Source organism: Rhodococcus sp. IEGM 1307, assembly GCF_030056915.1.
Lineage (GTDB): Bacteria > Actinomycetota > Actinomycetes > Mycobacteriales > Mycobacteriaceae > Rhodococcus_F > Rhodococcus_F opacus_D.
Genome location: NZ_JASHKW010000001.1, coordinates 615,184 through 641,918, shown reverse-complemented (window position 1 = coordinate 641,918; position 26,735 = coordinate 615,184). Strand labels below are relative to the sequence as shown.

The window sequence follows — 26,735 nt, the reverse complement described above, 5'->3', positions numbered from 1 at the left end:
CCGATTCACGGCCGTTCGGAGAGCACGCGCGAGAGGATCGGCCCGATGACGGCGAGCGACTGCGGCTCGATCATCTCGTTGTGCCCGCAGTCCACGGGTTGCTCGTCGATCCGGCCGGTCACGAGCGGCCGCCACTCGTCCGCCGACCGGGCCCGGGTCGTGCCGTTCCCGTCGCGTGTGGCGGGGAAGATGAGCAGATCCCCGTCGTACACCCGGGGCACGAAGTGGTGGGCGAGCCACCTCGAACTCTCGTACCCGGCGGCGATGCGTTCGAGGTCGTGCCCTCGCACTCCGGTCTCGGTCCCGAACGATTCGTCGATCAACCGCGCGGCGTGCTCGTAGGTCATCTCACCGTCCCCCTCGGTCTGGAGTCCCAACCCGCGCAGGAGGTCCCGGATCTCGAGCCGGCCGACCAGCGGGTCCTCGCCGCCCACGGGGTAGCTGTCCATGACGGCGAGTGTGGCGACCTCTTCGCCGGCTGCCTGCAGTTCGACGGCCATGGCGTGCGCGATGACCCCGCCGAGCGACCAGCCGAGCAGGTCGTACGGGCCGGTGGGCTGGATGGCCTGCATTTCCTCGATGTAGCGGTGGGCCAGTTGCTCGATCGTCCGGTAGTCGCCGTCATCGCTGATCGTGGGCAGCTGCAGTCCGTACGCCGGCCGGTCGGGAGGGAGATACCGCACCAGACCGGCGTACCCCCAGGACAGGCCGATGCCCGGATGGACGCAGAACAACGGTCGCCCGATTCCGTGCGCACGCAGCGGAATCACCACGGCGAGTGCCTCTTCCATACCGGCGCTCCGATGCGGCAGGTCGAGGCGGCGGGCGATCCCCGCCGGTGTCGGGTCGAGGAACATCCACTGCAGCGGAACCCTCCGGTCCAGCGCGGCCTGCAGTGCGCTGACGATCCTGGTGGCGAGGAGCGAATTTCCACCGAGATCGAAGAAGCTGTCCGCGGTGCCCACCCGGTCCACCCCGAGAACCTCCGCGAAGGCGTCCACGACGATGCGCTCGTTTTCCGTGGCCGGTGCCCGGAACGCCGCACCGGTCGAACCGAACTCCGGGGCGGGCAACGCCTTCCGGTCGAGCTTGCCCACCGGGGTCATCGGAATCCGATCGAGTACCACCACCGCGGACGGCACCATGTGGGCGGGCAGTCGCTCGGACGCGTAGGTGCGCAGTCCCGCGGGCTCCACCTCCTGCCCGTCCTGAGCCCGCACGTACGAGGCGAGCACGGTGTCACCGGACGGGCCGGTGTGACCGACGCTGGCAGCGAAGGCAACCGCCGGGTGACGGGCGAGCACGGCGTCGATCTCGCCGAGTTCGATGCGGAATCCACGGACCTTGACCTGGAAGTCGCTGCGCCCGATGTACTCGAGTGCGCTCGCCGACTCACGCCAGCGCACCACGTCACCGGTCCGATACATCCGGCACCCCGGTTCCCCGAAGTTACAGGCCACGAAGCGTTCCGAGGTGAGCGCCGCCCGGTTGTGGTACCCCCGTGCCATACCCGGTCCGGCGATATACAACTCGCCGGGCACACCGACCGGGACCGGCTGCAGCCGCTCGTCGAGGACCAGGAACGCGAATCCCCGGGCGGGTGCCCCGATGTTCACGCTCTCGCCGGGACGCATCGGGGCGCTGACGCTCGCCTGGATCGTGGTCTCCGTGGGCCCGTACCCGCTGTGCAGGCTCCGCCCCGGCGCCCACCGCGCCACCACCTCCGGCGGGCACGCCTCGCCCACCAGGTCCAGGACCCGGAGCGAATCGAGTCCGTCGTTGTCGAGGGCCGCCAGTGCGGTCGGCGTGATGGTCGCATGAGTCACCTGCTCGCGACGGAACAGATCCGCCAGTTCGCTGCCCCCGACGATGGCAGGCGGCACGATCACGACGCGCGCCGACGCGCCGAACGCCATCATCAGCTCGAACACCGAGGCATCGAAACTCGGGGACGCCAACTGCGAGACCCGGGACTCGCGGGTGACCTCGAACCGTTGGTGCGTCTCCGCGGTGAAATCGGCCATACCCCGGTGGGTGACGGTGACGCCCTTCGGCCTTCCGGTCGACCCCGACGTGTAGATGAGATAGGCCGGGTGAGCGAGGTGCAACGGACTCGTCCGATCCGCGTCGGTGATCGGTGCCGACGACACGGCCGACGCCTGCGCGGCGAAGTCCTCGTCGTCGAGGATCAGCCACGGAACGGTGTCGGGCAGGGCGCTCCGGCGACTTCTCACGGTGACGCCGAGCACAGCCCGGCAATCGGTGAGCATGTAGTCGATGCGGTCGCGCGGGTAGGTGGGGTCGACGGGCACGAACGCCGCGCCTGCCTTGGTGATCGACCAGATCGAGACCACCGACTCGATCGACCGGGGCATTCCGACTGCCACGAACGTCTCCGGTCCCACCCCGCGTCCGCGGAGAACCCGGGCCACCCGGTTGGACCACTCGTCGAGTTGGAGGTAGCTGACCCGGCGGTCCCCGAGGGACAGGGCCACCGAGTCCGGGGTGAGTGCGGCGGCGGCCGTCAGCAGATCGGGCCACAGCTCGGGGCGCACCTGCGGCTCGCCGCGGGCAGGCACCATCGCCCGCAACTCCACCGCGTCGAGGAGGGGGAGGTCGCCGATCGGCCGGTCCGGATTCTCGGTGACGGCGTCGAGGATGCGCACGAAGCGGCCGGCGAAGCCGCGGACCGTGTCGGGGTCGAAGAGATCGGTCGCGAAGTCGACGGCGCCGTTCATCCCGGCCGGCGCACCGTTCGCGTCGAACTCCTCCGCCAGGAGGAATTCGAGATCCACCTTGACCACGGCGAGCCCGGGATCGATTCCACGGACTTCCAGTCCCGGCAGCGTCAGCACCGGTCGCTCGTTGTTCTGGAATTCCAGCGAGACCTGGACGAGCGGCGCATACGCCGTCGATCGGGTCGGGCCGACCGCGTCCACCACCCGCTCGAACGGAACGTCGGCATGGGCGAAGGCTTCGAGGTCGACGTCGCGACAGTGCGCGGCCAGGGCCGTGAACGACTCGGCGGCGTCCACCTGTGTGCGCAGGGCGAGCGTGCCCACGAACATGCCCACCAGGTCGTCGAGTGCGGGGTCTCCCCGGCCGGCGATCGGGGTGCCGACCGCGACGTCGGGGGTTCCCCCGAGACGGCTGAGCAACACCGCCAGGGCGGCGTGCACGGTCATGAATTCGGTGGAGCCGAGACGTCGCGACAGTTCGCTGATGCGACGGTGCAGGTCGCTGTCGACGGAGAAGTGGATGCGCGCGCCGCGGAAGGACTGCTGGGACGGCCGATCCCGATCCGTGGGGAGTTCCAGAAGGTCGGGGGCGCCGGCGAGGGTGGTCGTCCAGTAGTCGAGTTGCCGCGAGATCAGCGACCGGGGGTCGTCGTCCGAACCCAGCGACTCCCGTTGCCACAGGGCGTAATCGGCGTACTGCACCGGCAGGGGTGGCCAGTGGGGTGCGCCGCCGACGACGCGGGCGCCGTACGCGGTCATCACGTCGCGCACCAGCGGGACCATCGAGAACCCGTCCGCCGAGATGTGATGCACCACCACGGCGAGTACGTGCTCGGTGTCGCTCAGCGAATACAGTCCGGCCCGCAGCGGGATCCGCACGGTGACATCGAAACCCGCCGAAACCAGCCGGGTCAGCTCCTCCCGCAGGCCGTGCTCGTCCGCGACGGGAACGGGGGTCAGAGTGGGCACCGCACCCTCGGCGGGCAGGATCTGCTGAACCGGCCAGTCCCCACGGACCGGGAACATCGTGCGCAGCGACTCGTGCCGGGCGACGACGTCGGTGAGTGCCGAGTTCAGCGATCCCACATCGAGGTCTCCGCTCAGTGACACCACGATCGGGATGTTGTAGGCAGCCGAGGTGGTGTCGAGCTGATTGACGAACCACATCCGCTGCTGCGCGTACGACAGCGGGATGTCCTCGGGACGGGTGCGGGCCGCGAGCACCGGACGTCCGGACGGCCCGGCGCCGGCGTGCTCGATCCGTGCCGCCAACGCGGCGACCGTGGGCGCCTCGAACAGATCTCGCACCCCACAGTCGGTGCCGAGCAGCGCGCGCAGCCGTGCCATCACCCGGGTGGCGCTCAGGGAGTTGCCACCGATGTCGAAGAAACCGGCGTCGGCGCCGACGCGCGCCAGTCCGAGTACCTCTGCGAAGACGACGGCCACCGCGTCCTCGATCGGACCGACCGGAACCCGGTCGTGCCCTGTCCCGGAGAGCAGGTCGGGTTCGGGCAGTGCCGTGCGGTCCAGCTTGCCGACGGCAGTCAGCGGAATGCGCTCCAGCACCGTGATGGAGGTGGGCACCATGTGGGACGGCAGGCGGTCCGCCAGGTGCCGGGTGAGTACGGCCGGGTCGAGGGAGCGACCCGACGCCGGAACGACGTACGACACCAGCAAGGTGTCTCCCGCGGGGCCGCGGTGCGCGAGAGTGGCGGCGAATCCGACGTCCGGCTCCGACATGAGGGTGGAGTCGATCTCGCCGAGTTCGATGCGGAAGCCGCGCACCTTCACCTGGAAGTCGGTGCGGCCCACGTACTCGATGCTGTGGTCTGCCGTCCACCGCACGATGTCGCCGGTGCGGTACATCCTCTCGCCGGGGCGGACGGGGTCGGCGACGAACCGTTCGGCGGTGAGTGCCGGTCGGCGGTGGTAGCCGCGGGCCAGGCCGGCGCCGGCAAGGTACAACTCGCCGGGAACTCCCACGGGGACCGGTTGCAGCCGGGAGTCGAGCACCAGTTCCGTCACCCCGCGGATCGGGCCGCCGATGGTGATCGGGTGCCCGGGGACCATCGGCTCGCTGATGTTGGACATGATCGTCGTCTCGGTCGGTCCATACGCGTTGTACAGCCGGCGGCCCGGCGCCCAGCGGGCGACCAGTTCGGGTGGGCAGGCCTCGCCGCCGAACACCAGGTCCGTGAGCTGCGCCAGCCCGGCCGGATCGAGTGACGCCAGCGCAGCGGTAGTGATGAATGCGTGGGTGACGCTCCGGTCGGCCAGCAGCCGCGCGAGTTCCTCGCCGCCGAACACGCTGGGCGGCGCGATCACCATCGTCGCGCCGGCACCGAAGGCCTGCAGGTACTCGAACAGCGACCCGTCGAAACTCGGTGTGGAGAAGTGCAGAGTCCGGGACTGCGGTGTCGCACCGAAACGTTCGAGCTGGTCGAGAGCGAAGTTGTCGAGTCCGCGATGGGTGACCACCACGCCCTTGGGCACACCCGTGGACCCCGACGTGTAGACGGCGTACACGGCGGTGTCCAGCGTGACCGGACCGCTCCGGTCGGCGTCGGTCACGGGTGCCCCCGCGCGCTCGGCGCACTCGGTCGCGAAGCCGGGTTCGTCCAGGGCCAGCCAGTGCGCGGTGCCCGGGAGCCGGCCTCGGTGTTCGGATGTGGTCACGCCGAGAGTGACTCCGGAATCGACGAGCATGTGAGTGATGCGCTCGTCGGGGTAGTTCGGATCGATCGGCACGAACGCCGCACCGGTCTTCGCCACCGCCCACACCGACAGAATGGAGTCGAGGGACCGCGGTATCCCGATGGCCACGAACGTCTCCGGGCCCGCCCCACGGGCGATGAGTGCGCGCGCCAGGCGATTCGACCGCTCGTCCAAATCGCCGTAGCTCACGTCGCCGTCCTCGGAGGACAGTGCGATCGCGCCCGGATCGACCGCGGCCCCCTCGTCGAGGATCTGCGGCAGCGTGCGGGTCGACCCGCCCGGACGGCCGCGGACCGGCACCAGGTCGGCGCGCTCCCGGTCGGTCAGCAGCGACAGCGCGGCCAGCGGCTGGTCCGGACGAGCGCACGCGTCGAGTACATGCAGCACGCGTCCGGCGATGTCGTCGATGGTGTCCGTGTCGAAGACGTCCGGGAGGTACTCGAATTTCAGGCGCAGACGAGCGTCGACGGATGCCACGAGACTCAGCGGATAATGGGCCGCATCGCGCGCATCCACTCCGGTGACGCGCATTCCGGCGATGTCGGTCTCGGTGGAGAGCCCGGCGCGGTCGACGGGGTACGACTCGAACACCGTCAGCGTGTCGAATCCGACCTCCGGCCCGGCTGCACTCTGAATCTCGGCCAACCCGAGGTAGTGGTGATCCAGCAATGCCGCCTGCTCGGCCTGCACGCGCTCGAGCAGAGCACCCACCGTGTCGTCGGGGCGCAGCCTGACCCGGACGGGCAGGGTGTTGATGAACAGTCCGACCATCGTCTCGATGCCGGCCAGTTCGGGAGGCCGCCCCGAAACGGTGGCACCGAACAGCACGTCGTCGCGGGCGGTCAACGTACCCAGCACAATCCCCCACGCGACCTGCACGAGCGTGTTGACCGTCAGGCCACGCGACCGCGCGACATCACGCAGGCGTGTGGTGTGGTCCTCGTCCAGGTCGAAGACGAACTCGTCGGACATCGTGGACAGCCGCCGTCCCGGATCCGAGCGGGCCAGCAACGTCGGTCCGTCCACCCCGGCGAGGGCCCGAGCCCACACCTCCCGGGAGGCGCCGTGATCTCGGCGGCTCATCCACGCCAGGTAGTCGCGGTACCCGCGGACGCGGGGCAGCGGCGACGGGTCCCCGTCGGTGGCGTAGAGCGTCAGCAATTCCCGGACCAGCAACGGCATCGACCAGCCGTCGAGGAGGATGTGGTGGTTGGTCGACACCAGCCGGTAGCGGTTCGGCGCGGTCGCGATCAGCATGAACCGGATCAGCGGGGCACGTGTCAGGTCGAACGGGCGGACCCTGTCCTCGGCCAGCAGTCGCGCAACCTCGGCAGCCGCGGCGTCCTCGTCCAGAGCCGTGAGTGGGACGTCGCGCCAGGGCGCCTCCACCCGTCGCCGGATCACGTGGACGGCGTTGCCCTCGGCGTCGTGCCGGAAGCAGGCGCGCAGATTCGCGTGCCGGTTCAGCAGGGCATCGGCCGCGCGGCGCAGTCGATGCGGATCCACGGTGCCCTCGAGTTCGAGGCTCACCTGCACCAGGTAGACATCGAGGGAGTCGTCGGCGAGTTCGGAGTGAAAGAGCATGCCGGACTGCAGGGGCGACAGCGGCCACACGTCCGTCAGGTCCGGACAGACGTGTTCGAGGTCCTCGATCGCATCCTGCCGCAGTTCGACGAGATCGAGATCCGACGGTGTGAACCCGCCGCCACCCGACTCCGCATGCGCGCCGAGAGCAGCGAGTGCCTGCACCCACAGCTGCGCGAGTTCCTCGACCTCCTCTCGGGTGAGGACGCCCGGCGGGTACGTCCACGTGGAGTTCAGCTGGGGGCCGTCGCCCGAGTCGACGGTCATCGCGTTGACGTCGACGACGGCCGCGACGGGCACCGCCGACTTCTCGCGCAGTCCGGGTTCCTCGACCGGCACCCACCCCTCGTCGGTCGCCGTGGCGGTCGGGCCCATCCTGCCGAGATAGTTGAAGCTGACCTGAGGCATCGGCAGCGGCGAAAGAACCTGCGCCGTCTCGTCGTTCAGATACCGGAGAAGTCCGAAACCGATGCCGTGGTCGGGAACGGCGAGGAGTTGCTCCTTCACGGTCTTCACCGCGGCCCCCGCGGACGGGCCTGCGGCGAACGCGTCGTCGAGGTCGACCCCGCTCAGATCGAGTCGCACCGGGAAGATCGTCGTGAACCAGCCGATCGTGCGCGCGAGATCAGCGCCCGGCGCCAACTGCTCCTCGCGACCGTGTCCCTCGAGACTGACCAGCGCGCCGGACAGTTCGATCCCGCGTCGTCGCCGCCAACTCGTCAGCGCCATGGTCAGCGCCGTCAGCAGCGCATCTCCCACACTGCCGTGGAAGGCCCGCGGCACGGTCGTCAGGAGCGTCTCGGTCAACGGGGCAGGAACCCGGACCACGATGTCCGCGGCCGTCTCGGCGGTGTCCGACGCGGTCACCGGGCGCGACCCCAGCAGCGGGTCGGGCGCGTGCAGCATTCCCCGCCACAGTTCGACCTCGGCGGTGCGCTGGGGTTCACGCGCGGCGTCGGCGAGTGCGTGCGCCCACCGGCGCATCGACGTCCCCGGTGGCTCCAGCGCCGGTGCCGCGCCGGACTGCAGTTGCGCGCACGCCGCCGCGAGGTCGGGGATCAGGATCCGCCAGGACACACCGTCCGTCGCCAGATGATGGACGACGAGCAGCACGCGACCCGGGTGTTCGGCCCCGTCCAGCCAGACCGCCTGCATCATGACGCCCGATTCCGGGTCGAGCCGGTCGAGGGCACCGTCCAGTTCGGCGCCGACATCGTCCATCCGCCCCCGGCGGAGAACGGTCGCCGCCCGCACCGACCCTTCGGCCTGCACCTCCATCGACCAGCCCTCTTCGGTGCGGGACGTGCGGTACAGCCGGGCCCGCAACAGGTCGTGCCGATCCAGCACGGCCTGCAGAGCTTCCGTCAGGGTGCGTTCGTCCACCGTGGCGGGCAGCGTGAACAGTGCGGACTGCGAGAAGCGGCGGAAATCCCCACCCCGGGCGAGCATCCACCGCACGATCGGGGTCAGCGGAATCTCGCCGATCCCGCCTCCCGGCAATTCGTCGAGAACAGCGGTCTCGTCGTCCGTCCCGGCCGCCGCGGCCAGCCCGGCAACGGTTTTCCGTTCGAACACCTCGCGCGGCGAGATCAGTATCCCGGCGCCCTTGGCGCGAGTGACCAGTTGGATGGACATGATCGAATCCCCGCCGAGGGTGAAGAACGAGTCGTCGACCCCCACCGAGTCGAGGCCGAGGACCTCCGCGAACAGGTCGGCGAGGATCCGTTCGGTCTCGGTGACCGGGCTGCGGCCCGCGGTCACCCGCTGCCCGAAGTCCGGTTCGGGCAGGGCTTTCCGATCGAGTTTGCCGTTCACCGTCCGCGGCAACTCGTCGAGAACCACCACCGCGGCCGGCACCATGTGCGACGCCAATCGCACCGCGGCCGCATCGATGATCGCGGCCGGGTCGATCGCCGCGCCGGTCTCCGGCACCACGTACCCCACCAACCGGTCCCCGCGGGCCGTCACGACCGACTGCGACACCCCCTCGCACGCGAGCAGCGCCGCTTCCACCTCACCGAGTTCGATCCGGTAGCCCTTCACCTGCACCTGGAGGTCGTTGCGGCCGAGGTACTCCAACTGGCCGTTCCCGTTCCACCTGCCCAGGTCGCCGGACCGGTACATCCGGGCGCCGGGAGTGAAGGGGTCGGCGACGAATCGGCCGGACGTGAGGGCGGCCCGGCCCAGGTAGCCGCGCGAAACCTGCGCACCCGAGACGTACATCTCGCCGACCACGCCCGGCGGCACCGGATAGAGTCGACCGTCGAGCACGTACACGCGCAGCCCGGGCAGTCCCCGGCCGATCACCGATGCGGACTCCTCCTCGACGAGGTCCCGGTCGATCGGCAGGTGGCTGACGTGCACGGACGTTTCCGTGATGCCGTACATGTTGACGAGGACGGGCGCGGCGTCGCCCCGGCGTGCGTACCAGCGCCGCAACTGGCCGAATTCGAGGGCCTCCCCGCCGAAGATCACGTATCGCAACGACAGGCCGGGACCACCGGCGAGGCGATCGGCCTCCGCCAATTGGTAGAAGGCGGTGGGGGTCTGATTCACGACCGTGACGGTTTCGCCGCGCAGGAGTTCGAGGAACTTCTCGGGTGAGCGCGCCGTGAAATAGTCCACCAGCACCAGCCGGCCACCGTGTGCGAGCGCTCCCCACATTTCCCACACCGAGAAGTCGAACGCGGCGGAATGGAACATGGTCCACACGTCGGCCGGTCCGAATCCGAACAGCGTCTGGGTGTTCGCCAGTAACGTGATCACGTTGCGGTGCGAGACCTGCACGCCCTTCGGCTGCCCGGTGGAACCGGACGTGTAGATCACGTACGCCACCGAGTCCAGGTGCAGTGGAGTACGACGGTCGTCGTCGGTCACCGGTAGCGCCGAGAACTGCTGCAGCGCAGTCACGCTTTCGGGGTCGTCCAGCACCACCACCGGGACCCCGGCGCCGCGGAAGGTCGCGGCGTCCGCAGTCGTGGTGAGCACACACTCCGGCCGGGCGTCGCCGAGCAGGAACACCAACCGCTCGGCAGGAGAGGCCACATCCACCGGAAGGTAACCGGCGCCCGACTTCACCACCGCGAGCAGCGCCACGACGAGGTCGACCGACCGCGTCATCGCCACCGCCACCAGCGTTTCCGCACCTACCCCCTGCGCCACGAGCAGTCGCGCGAGCCGGTTGGCCCGGTCGTCGAGTTCGCGGTATGTCATCGACGCGCCGTCGCAGCGCACCGCGACGGCATCGCCCGCGGATGCCACCATGCGATCGAACGCGTCCACGAGCGACAGCGGTGGGACGTCGGTCCCCGGCCGATGCGCGGCGGTGAGCACGAGTTCGCGTTCGGGCGCGTGCAGGATGTCGATGTCCCCGACGGGTGTGGCCGGGTCGGTGGTCACGGCCTCGATCACGCGCACGAAGCGCTCCGCGAAACTCTGTACCGACGCACGATCGAACACGTCGGTCGCGTAGCGGAGGCCGGCGCCGATCCCGGCCGGAACCCCCTGCTCGTCGACTCGCTCCACCAGGCTCAGCTGCAGATCGAACTTCGCGACGTTCAGATCGACGTCGAGCGACCGGGCGGTCAACCCGGGCAGTTCCAGGTGGGTGCGGGTGGCGTTCTGGAATTCGATCAACACCTGGAACAGGGGTGAGTGCGCGGTGGACCGCTCGGGTGCGAGTTCGTCCACCAGACGCTCGAAGGGAAGGTCTGCGTGCTCGAACGCGCCGAGGTCCGCCGACCGCACGTCGGTGAGCACGTCGGCGAACGACGATCCTGGTGCCACCGCTGTGCGGAGCACCAGCGTGTTGACGAACATTCCCACCACGTTGTCGAGTGCCGCGTGGCCCCGGCCCGCGATCGGGGTTCCCACCACCACGTCGTCCGATCCCGACACTCTCTCGAGCAGCACGGCCAGCGCGGCGTGCACCACCATGAACAGCGTCGAATTGTGCTGGCGTGCCAGCTCGGTCAGAGCTTTGTGGACGGAGGGCGGGATGTCGAACGGGACGACGTCTCCGAGGAGCGACCGCTGGAGGGGTCGTGGCCGATCCAGAGGCAGTGGCAGCACGTCCGGGATGCCCGACAACGTCCGCGCCCAATAGCCGAGTTGCCCGGACATCATCGAATCGGGCTGGTCTTCGGTGCCCAGAGCCGCTCGCTGCCACAGGCTGTAGTCGGCGTACTGCACGGGCAGCGGCGCCCAGCCGGGTGCCTGCTGCTGCGCGCGGGCGGTGTAGGCGAGCATCACGTCCCGCGCAAGAGGTGCCATCGAGAAGCCGTCGGCCGCGATGTGGTGCGCGACGAGGGCGAGAACGTGCCGTTCGGGAGTGAGTTCCCACAGTCGCACCCGGATCGGAAGGTCCTCGGTGACATCGAATCCCACGCCGAAGAATGCGGTGAGCGAGTCGTGAAGGGCCCCTTCGGCAACCGGGACCGGTTCGAGGTCAGGGGTCGCGAGCGCGGAATCGACGATCACCTGCCGGGGTCCGTCGGCGGAACCGGGAAACACGGTCCGCAGCGACTCGTGGCGGTCCATGACGTCGCCGAGTGCCGCTCGTAGCGCAGACAGGTCCACCGCGCCGTCCAAGTCGAGGGCGACCGGAATGTTGTAGGCCGGTGAGGAGGTGTCGAATTGGTTGATGAACCACATGCGCTGCTGCGCGAGGGAAAGGGGAATCCGCTCGGGCCGCGCCGTCGCGGTGAGTGGCGGGGAGGCGGAACTCGTCCTCACGTCCGAGTCGATCCGGACGGCCAGATCGGACACCACGGGTGCGTCGAACAGCGCCGCGACACCCAGAGTCGTGTCCAGTGCGCTGTTGATGCGTCCCACCGCCCGGGTGGCACTGAGCGAGTCTCCCCCGAGGTCGAAGAAGCTGTCGTCGGCCCCGACGCGATCGACATCGAGGACGGCGGCGAAGGCCGTGGCGATCGCTTCCTCCGCGGGTGTGGTGGGGGCGCGATATCCGATCGTGCGCGTGCCGAAGTCAGGTTTGGGCAGGGCTTTTCGATCGAGTTTGCCGTTCACCGTCACCGGCAACTCCGCCAGCACCACCACCACCGACGGCACCATGAACCCCGGCAACGCCACCGCAGCCGACTCCCGCACCACCCGCTCGTCCACCACCGCACCGGCCACCGGCACCACATACCCCGCCAGATAATCCCCCGACGACCCATCACCGCGCAGCACCACCACCGCCTGCGCCACATCCTCCCGGCGCAACAACACCGCCTCGATCTCCCCCAACTCGACCCGCTGACCCCGCAACTTCACCTGAAAATCCGTACGCCCCAAATACTCCAACACCCCACCCGGCAACCACCGGACCCGATCCCCCGTCCGATACAACCGCGAACCCTCCACCCCAGCACCGAACGGATTCGCCACGAACCGATCCGCCGTCAAATCCGGCCGCCCCTGATACCCCCGCGCCAACTGCACACCCCCGAGATACAACTCCCCCGCCACCCCCACCGGCACCACCCGCAACCGCCCGTCCAACACGTAGACCTGCGTATTCCACAACGGCACCCCGATCGGCACCACCGTCCGATCCGCCCCCGTGACCTCGTGGAACGTCACATCCACCGACGCCTCCGTCGGACCGTACAGATTGTGCAGCTCCGCCCCGCTCACCCCGCGCAGACGTGCCGCCGTTGCCGACGGCAACGCCTCACCGCTGGTGAACACCCGGCGCAACGCACCGCACCCCTCCACGTTCGCCCCCGCCAGGAACACCTCGAGCATCGACGGCACGAAATGCACGGTGGTGACCGACTCCTCGCGGATCACCCGTTCGAGATAACCCGGGTCACGGTGCCCATCCGGCTCCGCGATCACCAACCGCGCACCGACGATCAACGGCCAGAACAACTCCCACACCGACACATCGAACGTCACCGGCGTCTTCTGCAACACCACATCATCCGAGCCGAGCCCATACTCCCCCTGCATCCACAACAACCGATTCACCACACCCTCGTGCGGCACCGCCACCCCCTTCGGCCGACCCGTCGACCCCGACGTAAAGATCACATACGCCGGATCAGCAGGACGCAACGGCGCACGCCGCTCCCCATCCCCCACCGGAGAATCTGAGAACCCCGACACATCCAGGGTGTCCAACTCCACCACCCGCACACCCGCAGGCACCACCACCCGATCCGAAGACGTCGCCAACACCAACACCGGATCCGCAATCCCCACCACAAAACCCACCCGCTCGGCAGGCTGATCCGGATCTATCGGCACATACGCCCCACCCGCCTTCACCACCGCGTAAATCCCCACCAGCAAATCCACCGAACGACGCACAGCCACACCCACCGACGACTCCGGACCCACCCCCGCCGCGATCAGGAACCGCGCCAGCCGATTCACCCGCGCATCGAACTCCCCATACGACAACACCACATCCCCGAACACCACCGCGACCGCGTCCGGAGTCCGCCCCACCTGCGCGTCGAGCAGGTCGGCAAGGGTGGTGCGCGGCACCGGGTGACCCGTCGCATTCCACGAACCCACCACCAACGCCCGCTCACCCGGCCCCAGAACCTCCACATCACCGGCCGCGGTGTCCACGTCGCCGGCGATCGTCACCAGAATCCGGACGAGGCGGTCGGCGAGCGCTGCGGCATCGTCCCGGTCGACGGCTCCCGGCTGGTAGCGCAGACTCAATCGCAGCCGTGGTTCGAGGATCGACAGCAGAGTGAGCGGATAGTGCGTGGCGTCGCGGGCATCGAGACCGGTCACCCGCATGCCCCCGATGTCGGTGTTCTCGTCCAGTCCGGACGTGTCGATCGGGAACGACTCGAACACCGACAGCGTGTCGAACAGATTGCCCACACCCACCCGCGACTGAATCTCGCCGAGGCCGAGGTGATGGTGGTCGAGTAGGGACGTCTGCTCGTCCTGCAGGCGGACGAGTAGCCGCCCGACGCTCTCGTCCGGGTCCACCCGCACTCGCACGGGCACCGTGTTGATGAACAGTCCCAGCATGTTCTCGACACCGGACAGCTGCGGTGGACGACCGGACACGGTGGCACCGAAGACCACGTCGTCGCGGGAAAGTAACCGGGACAACAGCATCCCCCACGCCGCCTGGATCACCGTGTTCATAGTGACGCCGGCGCGCTCCGCCGCCGCCGCAAGTCCATCGAGCACCGGGGCGGGCAGTTCGACGTCGAGTTCGTGGGGCACACCGTAGAGCTCCGCGGACGCGTGGGGCGCCACCAGAGTCGGCTCCTCGACACCGTCGAGCGCTCGTTCCCAGGCCCGCGCCGACGCCTCCGCGTCCCGGGTCGCTACCCAGTCCAGATACGTGCGGTACGAGGGCGGCTCCGCCAGCCCGACCGGGTTGCCTTCGGCGGCATAGCGAACCAGCAGTTCCCGCACCAGCAGCGGCATCGACCAGCCGTCCAGGATGATGTGATGATTCGTGACCGCCAGCACGAAGCGCTCCGGTGCGGTGTGGAACAGGGTCAGCCGGAGCAGCGGCGGCCGGGTGAGATCGAATCGGGCACTGCGGTCGTCGTCGAGCAGGCGCGCGAGTTCCGTGTCGGGGACCGACCCCTCGACGGTGAGATCCACCTCCCGCCACGGCACGTCCACCGCGTCGACCACCAGTTGCGCGGGCACCCCGTCGTCGTAGACGAACGCGGTCCGCAGGCTGGGGTGACGGGCCAGCAGTCCCGCCGCGGCGGCGCGCAGACGTCCGGCGTCGACCGCGCCCGCGAGGTCGATGCGCAGTTGCGCCGTGTAGACGTCCATCGACTCCGCGGCCAGGGACGCGTGGAACAGCAATCCCGATTGCAGCGGAGACAGCGACCACACGTCCCGCAGTCGCGGGAACCGCGCCTCCCAGCGCTCGATCTGCTGCTGGCCGGCCGATACCAGCGGAAGGTCGGACGGTGTCAGCCCGCCCGCATCCGGTCGTGACAAGTCCGCGGCAAGCCCGTCGAGGGCGCGGCACCACAGATCCGCGAACGCCGCGACCTCGGCCTCGTCGAGGACCCCGGCCGGAAAGGCGAACGACGCCCTCAACCGGGGTCCCTCGGGACCGTCGGCGACGACGGCGTCGATGTCGATCACGGACGCGACCGGCAGGTCGGGGTTGCGCGTGCCGCCGAGCGTGCTTTCCACCGGCAGCCAGTCCTCGGCCCCGTCCGTGGTGGTCACTCGACCGAGATAGTTGAAACTCACCTGCGGAGCGCGGAATCGGCGGAGGGCCTCCGACGTCTCGTCGCCCAGGTAGCGCAGCAGTCCGTAACCGATCCCGTGATCCGGGATCGCCAGCAACTGCTCCTTGACGGCCTTGACCGCTCGCCCTGCCGCGACACCGCCTGCCATCGCGTCGTCGACATCGATTCCGGTGAGGTTCAACCGCGCCGGATACACGGTGGTGAACCAGCCGACGGTGCGGGACAGGTCCGCGCCGGCGACGACCTGCTCCTCGCGGCCGTGGCCCTCGAGGGTGATCAGAGCGTCCGAGACGGACACGCCCCGATCCCGTCGCCAGGCGATCAGTGCCAGCGCGACGGCGGCGAGCAGTCCATCGCCCACACTCCCGTGGAACGCGGCCGGAAGCGTGGTGAGCAGTGCATCGGTCACCGCCGACGGCACGTCGACCGTGACGGTGCCGACGGTCGCGTCGACGTCGATCGCGGGATCCAGTGGCCGCGAACCGATCAGCGGGTCCGCGCCGTCCAGGATCTTCTCCCACGAGGCCAGTTCGCCGGCCCGGTGCCGCGCAGCGTCGGACAGGCCGTGCGACCAGCGCCGCATCGACGTTCCGACCGGCGGCAGTGCCGGTGTGAGATCGGCCTGGAGTTGGCTGCACGCCGACGCGAGATCCGCGACGAGGATGCGCCACGAGACACCGTCGACCACGAGGTGGTGCACCACCACGAGCAGTCGCCCGGCGCCGTCGGGGACGTCGAACCAGACCACCCGCACCATGCGGGCCGCGGCGGGGTCCAGGTGGTCGGCCGCAGCATCGAGTTCCATGGTCGCGAGTGCGGTGAAGCCGTCTCCCGCCACCGTGTCGACCGGAACCCGGCGGACCAGTGCGTCCGCCGGCACCGCGCCCGCAGGCAACACGTCCATGCCTTCTCGGGACACACCCGCGCGGAGCATGTCGTGCCGGTCCAGTAACGCGTCGACGGCGCGGACGAGGATCTCACGGGTGAGACCGGCGGGGGCCGCCAGCAGCAGTGCCTGCGTGAACCTGTCGAGCCGTCCGCCGCTGCGCTCGAACGTCCAGCGCGCGACGGGTGTCAGCGGCAGGGGGCCGATTCCGCCGCCCGGCAGCTCGTCGAGCGCCACCGCGCCGTCGCTGTCGAATCGCGCCGACGCGGCGAGACCGGCGACCGTCCGGTGGTCGAACACGTCTCGGGGAGCAAGGATCACACCGGCGGCTCGTGCGCGGGCCACCAACTGGATCGACATGATGCTGTCGCCGCCGAGGGCGAAGAACGAGTCGTCCACGCCCACCGAGTCCAGGCCGAGCACCTCCTCGAACAGTCCGGCGAGAAGCGCCTCGGTCTCGGTTTGCGGCGGCCGACTCTCGGAACCCGCGAAGTCGGGAGCCGGAAGCGCTGTGCGGTCGAGCTTTCCGTGCACCGTCAGCGGAAGCGATTCGAGCATCACGAGCGCCGCCGGCACCATGAACGACGCCAACCGGCCCCCGACGAAGTCGAGGACAGCCCTCGCATCGATCGTCGCACCCGGTTCAGGCACCAGGTAACCGATCAGCCGATCGCCGCCGTCCCCCTTCCATACGCCGGCGACCGCGTGGGCCACGGAGTCGTGGGCGAGCAACGCCGACTCGACCTCGCCGAGTTCGATCCGGAAGCCCCGGATCTTCACCTGGGAATCGGTGCGCCCGAGGTACTCCAACTGACCGTCGGGCAGCCAGCGCGCGCGGTCGCCGGTGCGATACATCCGGCTTCCCGGCGGGCCGAAGGGGTCGGCGACGAATCGTTCGGCGGTCAACGGGAACCGCCGGCGGTACCCGCGTGCGAGGGCGGGGCCTGCGAGATACAACTCCCCTGCGACACCGGCAGGCACCGGGTGCAGTCGCGCGTCCAGCACGACCTCGGCGAAACCGAGCGTGGGCGCGCCGATGGTGATCGGAGCGCCCGGTACCAGTTCGTCACTGATGCTCGACACGACGGTCGACTCGGTCGGCCCGTACGCGTCGAACATGCGACGGCCCGGCGCCCACCGTTCGACCAGTTCGGGCGGGCACGCCTCGCCGCCCGTCACCACACACTCGAGCGCGGTGATACCGTCGGGGTCGACCGACGCCAGCGCCGCCGGAGTGACGAAGCAGTGCGTGACCCGCTCGGATTCCAGCAACTGCGCCAATTCGGCACCGCCGTAGACGGCCGGCGGTGCGAGCACCATCGTGGCTGCCGCGCCGACCGCCAGCAGCAGTTCGAGAACGGACGCGTCGAAGCTCGGCGATGCGAAGTGCAGAGTCCTGGATTCGGGCGTGGTGCCGAACGTCGCCCTCTCCTGTGCAGCGAAGGAGGCGAGACCACGGTGCGTGGTGACCACACCCTTGGGCGTGCCGGTCGACCCCGAGGTGTAGATGAGGTAGGCGGGATTGTCGATCCGAATCGTCGCTGTCCGTTCGCCATCGGTGATCGCCGACGACGGATAGTGCGACAGTCGATCCTCCAAGCCCGGTTCATCCAGCACCAGCCACGGCACCGTGTTCGGAAGTGCGCCGCGCTGCGCCGACCCCGTCACACCCCACACGGCACCGGAGTCGGTGAGCATGAATTCGATCCGTGCTGCCGGATGGTCCGGATCCACCGGGAGGAACGCGGCCCCCGACTTGGCCACCGCCCAGACGGCCAGGACGGATTCGACGGACCGCGGCACACACACTGCGACGACGGATTCCGGGCCGACACCGTGCCCGATCAACATGCGGGCCAGCTGGTTCGATCGCCTGTCGAGGTCCCGGTAGCGCACGACGCGCCCGTCGAAGATCAGCGCAGTGGCCTCCGGATCGTTCGCGGCCGCCTCAGCCATCAGATCCGGCAGCGTCCGTGCTTCGACTGCCGCACCGCCCGTCACCGGGGTCAGTACGGCACGCTCCAGTGGTCCGAGAATGTCGATGTCTCCGACCCGGGCGCCGGGGTCGGCCGTGACTTCTTCGAGAATGCGCACGAGCCGTTCCGCGAGGCCGAGCACCGTGTCCTCGTCGAACAGATCGGTCGCGTAGCCCAGCGCCGCGGCGATGCCGGTCGGGTTGCCGTCGGCGTCGGCGTTCTCGGCCAGTGTCAACTGCAGATCGAAGTTGACGGTGTCGATCTCGAGGTCGATGTTCCGGACCTGCAGATCCGGCAACTCCAGCGTGGGGCGCTCGATGTCCTGGAACTCCAGCATCACCTGGAAGAGCGGCGCGTACGCCGTCACCCGGGAAGGACTCAGGACTTCCACCACCCGTTCGAACGGGACCTCCGCGTGGGTGAAGGCGCCCAGATCGGTTTCTCGAACGCCGGCCAGGAACTCGGAGAAGGTGGCGCCGCCGTCGACGTGGGTGCGCAGGACGAGGGTGTTGACGAACATGCCCACCACGTCGTCGAGTTCGCGTTCGCCGCGACCGGCGATCGGCGTCCCGATGGCGATGTCGTCCGCACCGCTCACCCGTGCAAGCATGATCGCCAACGCGGCATGCAACGTCATGAACACCGTCGTGGTGTGTTGCCGCGCCAGCCTGACCACACCGGCATGAACTTCCGGATCGATCACGAACTCGACGCGACCGCCGCGAAGTGACCGCACGGTGGGACGGGGACGGTCGGTGGGCAACTCCAGCACTTCGGGCAGATCCGACAGCGTGGTGGTCCAGTAGGTCAGCTGTCGTGAAATGGGTGAATTCTCATCGGATTCCGACCCCAGCCACTCGCGCTGCCACAGCGCGTAGTCGGCGTACTGCACCTCGAGCGGGGCCCAGTCCGGGGCCGACCCGCCTGCCCGGGACACGTACGCGTCGATGACGTCGCGCGCGAGGGGTGCCATCGAGAAGCCGTCGGCCGCGATGTGGTGCACCACCACCGCGAGCACGTGCACATCCTCGTCGAGCCTGAACAGCCGTGCGCGCAACGGCACCTGCGTCGTGACGTCGAATCCCGCGGACAGCACTCTCCGCGACTGGTCGCGAAGCTCGGATTCCCCCGAGACCGCGATCGGTTCGAGGTCGGGCACCGCGGTCGCCGCGGGGAGGATCACCTGGCGTGGCCCGTCGTCGGTGAGCGGGAAGAGGGTGCGCACGGCCTCGTGCCGTTCGACGACGTCGGCCACCGCCGCCTGGAGCGCATGCAGGTCGAGCCGCCCCTCGAGCCTCAACGCGAACGCGACGTTGTATGCGGACGAGGAGGTGTCGAACTGGTTGATGAACCACATTCGCTGCTGGGCGGGGGACACGGGGACTTCGGCGGTACCATCCCTCGGCTTCAGCGGTGGCCGGGCCTCCAACCCTTCCTGCGACTCGGCCAGCGCCGCCAGACCGGCCACGGTGGGGGCATCGAACACGTCGCGGATGCCGATCCGGTCTCCGACGGCCGCGTTGATCCGCGCGACCAACCTGGTGGCGATCAGAGAGTTTCCGCCGAGGGCGAAGAAGTCGTCGTTCACGCCTACCCGCGGGAGACCGAGCAGGTCGGCGCACACGGCGGCCACTATCCCCTCGATCGGGGATCGGGGAGCGACGAAAACCACCGCGGCGCTGCCGAAGTCAGGTTCGGGCAGAGCTTTTCGATCGAGTTTGCCGTTCACCGTCACCGGCAACTCCGCCAGCACCACCACCACCGACGGCACCATGAACCCCGGCAACACCACCGCAGCCGACTCCCGCACCACCCGCTCGTCCACCACCGCACCGGCCACCGGCACCACATACCCCGCCAGATAATCCCCCGACGACCCATCACCGCGCAGCACCACCACCGCCTGCGCCACATCCTCCCGGCGCAACAACACCGCCTCGATCTCCCCCAACTCGACCCGCTGACCCCGCAACTTCACCTGAAAATCCGTACGCCCCAAATACTCCAACACCCCACCCGGCAACCACCGAACCCGATCCCCCGTCCGATACAACCGCGAACCCTCCACCCCAGCACCGAACGGATTCGCCACGAACCGATCCGCCGTCAAATCCGGCCGCCCCTGATACCCCCGCGCCAACTGCACACCCCCGAGATACAACTCCCCCGCCACCCCCACCGGCACCACCCGCAACCGCCCGTCCAACACGTAGACCTGCGTATTCCACACCGGCACCCCGATCGGCACCACCGTCCGATCCGCCCCCGTGACCTCGTGGAACGTCACATCCACCGACGCCTCCGTCGGACCGTACAGATTGTGCAGCTCCGCCCCGCTCACCCCGCGCAGACGTGCCGCCGTTGCCGACGGCAACGCCTCACCGCTGGTGAACACCCGGCGCAACGCACCGCACCCCTCCACGTTCGCCCCCGCCAGGAACACCTCGAGCATCGACGGCACGAAATGCACGGTGGTGACCGACTCCTCGCGGATCACCCGTTCGAGATAACCCGGGTCACGGTGCCCATCCGGCTCCGCGATCACCAACCGCGCACCGACGATCAACGGCCAGAACAACTCCCACACCGACACATCGAACGTCACCGGCGTCTTCTGCAACACCACATCATCCGAGCCGAGCCCATACTCCCCCTGCATCCACAACAACCGATTCACCACACCCTCGTGCGGAACCGCCACCCCCTTCGGCCGACCCGTCGACCCCGACGTAAAGATCACATACGCCGGATCAGCAGGACGCAACGGCGCACGCCGCTCCCCATCCCCCACCGGAGAATCTGAGAACCCCGACACATCCAGGGTGTCCAACTCCACCACCCGCACACCCGCAGGCACCACCACCCGATCCGAAGACGTCGCCAACACCAACACCGGATCCGCAATCCCCACCACAAAACCCACCCGCTCGGCAGGCTGATCCGGATCTATCGGCACATACGCCCCACCCGCCTTCACCACCGCGTAAATCCCCACCAGCAAATCCACCGAACGACGCACCGCCACACCCACCGACGACTCCGGACCCACCCCCGCCGCGATCAGGAACCGCGCCAGCCGATTCACCCGCGCATCGAACTCCCCATACGACAACACCACATCCCCACACACCACCGCCGGCACATCAGGCGTACGCGCCACCTGCGCGTCGAGCAGGTCGGCAAGGGTGGTGCGCGGCACCGGGTGACCCGTCGCATTCCACGAACCCACCACCAACGCCCGCTCACCCGGCCCCAGAACCTCCACATCACCGACCGGCGCATCCGGATCCGCAACCACTCCCGCCAGAATCCGGAGGAACCGTTCCCCGAATCCCGTGACCGTCTCCGGATCGAACACGTCCGACGCGAACGTGAACGACGCGTCGATGCCTGCTGCCGTCCCGGACGCGTCGTAGCGCTCCGCGAGCGTCAACTGCAGATCGAACTTGGACACACCGGTTTCGACATCGAGGATCTCCACCGTAAGTCCCGGCAGGTCGAGGTGCGCCGGGGCGGTGTTCTGGAACTCCAGGAGAACCTGGAACAGCGGTGAGTACGCGGTCGAGCGGGTCGGTGCGACCGCGTCCACCACGCTCTCGAACGGCACCTCCGCGTGACCGAACGCCGCCAGATCCGCCTCCCGCGCCCGGGACAGCACCTCGCCGAACGTCGCGGCGGACTCGACGGTCGTCCGTAGGACCAGAGTGTTGACGAGCATCCCCACCACGTCGTCGAGTGCTTCCTCGCCGCGCCCGGCGATCGGCGTCCCGATCGCGATGTCTCCGGAACCACTCAGCCGCGCCGCCAGCACCGCCAGCACCGCGTGCATCACCATGAACATCGTGGAATTGCGCTGCCGCGCGAGGAGCAGAAGCGCCCGATGCTGTTCCGCTGACACCGGGAACCGGACCATCCCACCCCGTAATGCTCTGTCCGCGGGCCTCGGTCGATCCAAGGGAAGATCCATCACGTCGGGGAGGCCGGACAGCGTCTGTTTCCAGTATTCCAACTGCGCCGACATCAGGCTGCCGGGATTCTCGTCACTGCCGAGGGCCGCCCTCTGCCACAGGCTGTAGTCGGCGTACTGCACGGGCAGCGGCGCCCAGCCGGGTGCCTGCTGCTGTACCCGCGCCGAGTACGCCACCATCAGGTCGTGCGCGAGTGGGGCCAGCGACGCTCCGTCCGCCGAAATGTGGTGCACCACCAGCATGAGGACGTGCTCGTCGTGGCGGGTCCGGAACAGGTCACCACGCACGGGCACCTCGGTGCTCACGTCGAAGCCCCGAGCGGTCGATTCGGCGATCCGCGCGCGCACCGCGTCCTCGTCGTCGCAGACCGTCGGATCCAGGTCCGGAATCACCTCCCCCGGTGGCAGGATCACTTGATGCGGTCCGTCCACTGACGCCGGATACACCGTGCGCAGCGATTCGTGTCGTTCGAGGACGTCCGCCACCGTGGCCCGGAGCGCCTCCACGTCGAGCGTTCCGGACAGTCGGAGCGCCATCGGAATGTTGTAGGCCGGTGACGAGGTGTCGTACTGATTGACGAACCACATACGTTGCTGGGCGAGCGATAGCGGGATCCGGTCGGGACGCGTCTGCGCCACCAGGTCCGGGCGGTCGGGGCGTCTCGCGTGAGTACCCTCGATCCGGTCCGCCAGTGCCTCCACCGTCGGTGCCTCGAACAGGGTCCGCACCACGAGGTCGACGCCGAGGGCGGCGTTGACCCGCGCCACCACTTTCGTCGCGACCAGTGAATTTCCGCCGAGGTCGAAGAAGCTGTCGTCGAGCCCGATTCGTTCCACACCCAGTACGTCGGCGAACACCCGCGCGACGGCCCGCTCCACCGGAGTGGCAGGTGCACGGAACTCGGCGGCCGTGGAGAGGAATTCCGGCGCCGGCAGTGCCGCACGATCGAGCTTCCCCACCGGTGTCATCGGGATCTCGTCCAGTACCACGATCGCCGCCGGCACCATGTACGTCGGCAATTGCTCTGCGGCATACTCGATCACCTCAGCAGTCGCGAGCTGTTGCCCGGCCGCAGGCACCACGTACGACACGAGCACCGTGTCGCCGGACGGTGCCGTTCGCGGCATCGTCACCGCGGTCCGCACGCGCGGATGGGTGTGGAGGACGGTGTCGATCTCCCCGAGCTCGATGCGGAAGCCACGTACCTTCACCTGGAAATCGCTGCGGCCCAAGTACTCCAGTGTGCTGTCGGTTCGCCACCGCACCACGTCCCCGGTTCGATACATCCGCTCGCCGGGGCCGCCGAAGGGGTTGGCCACGAACCGTTCGGCCGTCAACGCTGATTTGCCGTGATATCCGCGAGCGAGGCCGTCACCCGCGACGTACAGCTCTCCGGCGACGCCGGGCGGCACGGGTTGCAACCGCGCATCGAGGACGACCTCGTGGAATCCGCGGAGCGGACCGCCCACCGTGATGGCTCCGGTCGGTGACATCGGCGCACTGATGTTGGACATGACGGTGGCCTCGCTGGGCCCGTACGCGTTGCACAATCTGCGACCGGGCGCCCACCGCTCGACGAGTTCCGGCGGGCACGCCTCGCCGCCGAACACCACGTCCCCGAAGTCGGCGAGTCCGTCCGGTTCGACCGTTCCGAGCGCGGCAGTGGTGACGAATCCGTGAGTGACTCGCTCCGATTTCAGGAGCCGGGACAACTCGGTGCCGCCGTAGACCGTGGGCGGCACGATCACCATGGTTGCCGCGGCGGCGAACACGTGCAGGTACTCGGAGACGGACGCGTCGAAACTCGGTGTGGAGAAGTGCAGAATCCGGGATGCCTGCGTCGCTCCGAATCGTGAGTGCTGCTCGGCTGCGAAGGTGTCCAGGCCACCGTGTGTGACCACGACGCCTTTGGGCCTGCCGGTGGAACCGGACGTGTAGATCACGTAGGACGGGTTCTCCACGCGGAGGGGCCGTGCCCGCTCGGCATCGGTCACGACGGATACCGGCTGCGTTGCGCAGAGGGTCCGGAATTCTTCGTCGTCGAGCACGAGCCACGCAATCGCGTCCGGGAGCCGGGAACGGACGGCGGACACCGTCACGCCCAGGGCGGCACCCGAATCGCCCAGCATGTGCTCGATCCGTTCGGCCGGGTAGTTCGGGTCCACCGGCACGTAGGCCGCGCCCGATTTGGCCACCGCCAGCATCGACAGAACCGACTCGATCGAGCGAGTCATGCCCAGTGCGACGAAGTTCTCCGGCCCGATGCCGCGTTCGGCGAGGACGCGTGCCAACTGGTTCGAGCGCTCGTCCACTTCGCGGTACGTCATCTCGATACCGTCATACGAGAGTGCGACACCGGTGGGGTTGGATTGTGCTGCCGCGGAGAATAATTCGGGCAGTGTGCGGCCAGGTTGCCCCGGCCCGCCGGACACCGGAACGAGGGTGGCCCGTTCGGTATCGGACAGGACGTCGAGGTCGCCGACGACGAGTCCGGGGTCGCCGGCGGTCGTCTCCAGGATTCGGCGGAACCGTTCGCCGAGGCGACGGACCGTGCCGGGGTCGAACAGATCGGTGGCGAACCCGAGGGTCGCCGTGATGCCGGACGGGATGCCGTCGGCGTCGAAGGTCTCGGTCGCGGTCACCCGGAGGTCGAGTCGGCCGATCCCGGACGTCTCCGGATCGTCACTGCACTCGAGCAGGACCTGGACGATCGGCGAGTACGCGGGCGAATCGCCGAGGGCGAGCGTCCGGACCACCCGTTCGAATGGGACGTCGCGGTGCTCGAACGCCTCCCGGTCGATGTCGCGGACGTGGCCGAGGAGACGCGTGAAGGACGTGTCCGGTTCGACGCGGGTACGGAGCGCCACGAGGTTCCGGTCGTGGTCCACCGTGGTCGTGGTTCCGATCACTACATCCGAGACGCCCGACAGCCTGCTCAGCAGCGCGGTGAACGCTGCGTGCAGAACCGAGAACGCGGTGGTGTCGTGTTCGTGCGCGAGGGCCAGCACCGCGGCATGCGCTTCCGCGCCGATCGGAATTTCTACGCGGTCTTCCCGCCCGGATTGCGCGACGGGCCGCGGCCGATCGGACGGCAGGTTCAGCACTTCGGGGATCCCCGCCAGCTGATCCGTCCAGTACTCGAGTTGATGCGCCTCGCGGCGTCGTCGCTCGCCGTCGCGGGCCGTGACCTCGTGAATCGTCGCGACCCGGGCCTGCGGGTCGGCCGAGATGAACTCTTCCAGCAGTTCGACGAAGTGCCGGTGGTGCAGGCGCAGCGCCACGTCCTCGTATCGGTTCGGGTTGGCCCGGAAATCGACGAAGATCTCGGCCGGTGTCCCGCTCGGGTACACGTTGACCAGGAGATCCTCCACCGGACCCGACGTGACGATGTGGTATTCGCCGACCAGTGGACCCAGCTGCACGTTCTGGTGGAACAGCATGACGTTGACCATCGGTCCGTGGAGATCGGCGCCGCTGCCCGCGCCCACGTCGCGGCGGATGTCCTCGACACTGCACCGCTGATGCCGCAACGCGCCCATCAGCTCTCGCCTGACCCGTGACACGAGGTCCGCGACCGTCTCGTCCTCGTCGACCGTGATCGGCAGCGGCGCGACGCTGACCATCATGCCGCCGGAGTTGCGCAGCACCGACGTGGTCCGGCCGGACATCGGAACATTCACGAGGACATCGGTTTTCGCCGTGATTCGCGACAGGTAGCAGGCGAAGGCGGCGATGATCGTGACTGCCGCGGTGGCGTTTGCCTGACTGTCGGCGCCGTGGATACCGGACACGGCCGCCTCGGACAGCAGGGCACTCTCGACCTTGCTCCTGGCGAGTGCGGGGGCGGGCGCGTCGGCCAGAGTCGATCCGTCGACGGCCTCGACTCGCTTCGCCCAGTACTCCCGATCCGCCTCGAAGCGGTCGGACGACCGGTAGCGGGCATCGACGTCGTACAGCTCGTGCAGGGTCGCGGCGCGACTCGGATCCGGTTCGCGGCCGGCCACCGAGGCCGAGTACCGGTGCGCGATGCGGTTGATCAGCGTCATGGCGCCGTATCCGTCGAGCGCGACGTGGTGAATGCGGCTGTACCACAGGTAATGAGACTCTCCGACGCAGAGAATCGAGGTCTCGAACAGTCGATCCGCGTCGAGATCGAGGGGGGCCTTGTAGTCCCGGTCCATCCATTCGTGCGCGGCAGCGACCGGGTCGTCCTCACCACGAAAGTCGATGAAGGCGATGGACGTGTCGGTGGCGTGGTCCACGTACTGCATCGGTCGGCCGTCGACCTCGACGACCTTGAGGAACGGCGACTGGAACTCGCGGGCCACCGCGATGGTCTCCCGGCGCAGCAGGTCGATGTCGAGGTCGCCGTGCAGTTCCACGTAGTGCGCTACCGAGATCGGCACCGCGGGGTCGAGTTGCTGCGCGAACCAGGTGGCACGCTGCGCCGCAGACAGCGGGAACGGCTCCCCTCCGGAATCGTGTGTTGCCGGCTTCCGCGTGTCGACGGGCTTCACGGCGGTTCCTCCCCATAAGGTATCCCCGACCGCTCACAGCGTGACCGCGTCCGTATCCTGGCTCGCGAATGCGGGAGGCGGTAGCTTTTCGCCGTCCCCCAGAAAACTCGTTCGCCGTCCACAGGGCGCACAGACCCCATCGTTGCA

1 protein-coding gene is annotated in these 26,735 nt (G+C 68.8%); it reads right to left on the bottom strand.

Going from position 1 to position 26,735, the window contains the following annotated elements:
• Positions 1-5 precede the first annotated feature (5 nt).
• Positions 6-26,588, bottom strand: coding sequence for a non-ribosomal peptide synthase/polyketide synthase (locus QM841_RS02740; RefSeq protein ID WP_283330821.1), 26,583 nt, complete (start codon positions 26,586-26,588; stop codon positions 6-8).
• Between the last annotated feature and the right edge of the window lie 147 nt (positions 26,589-26,735).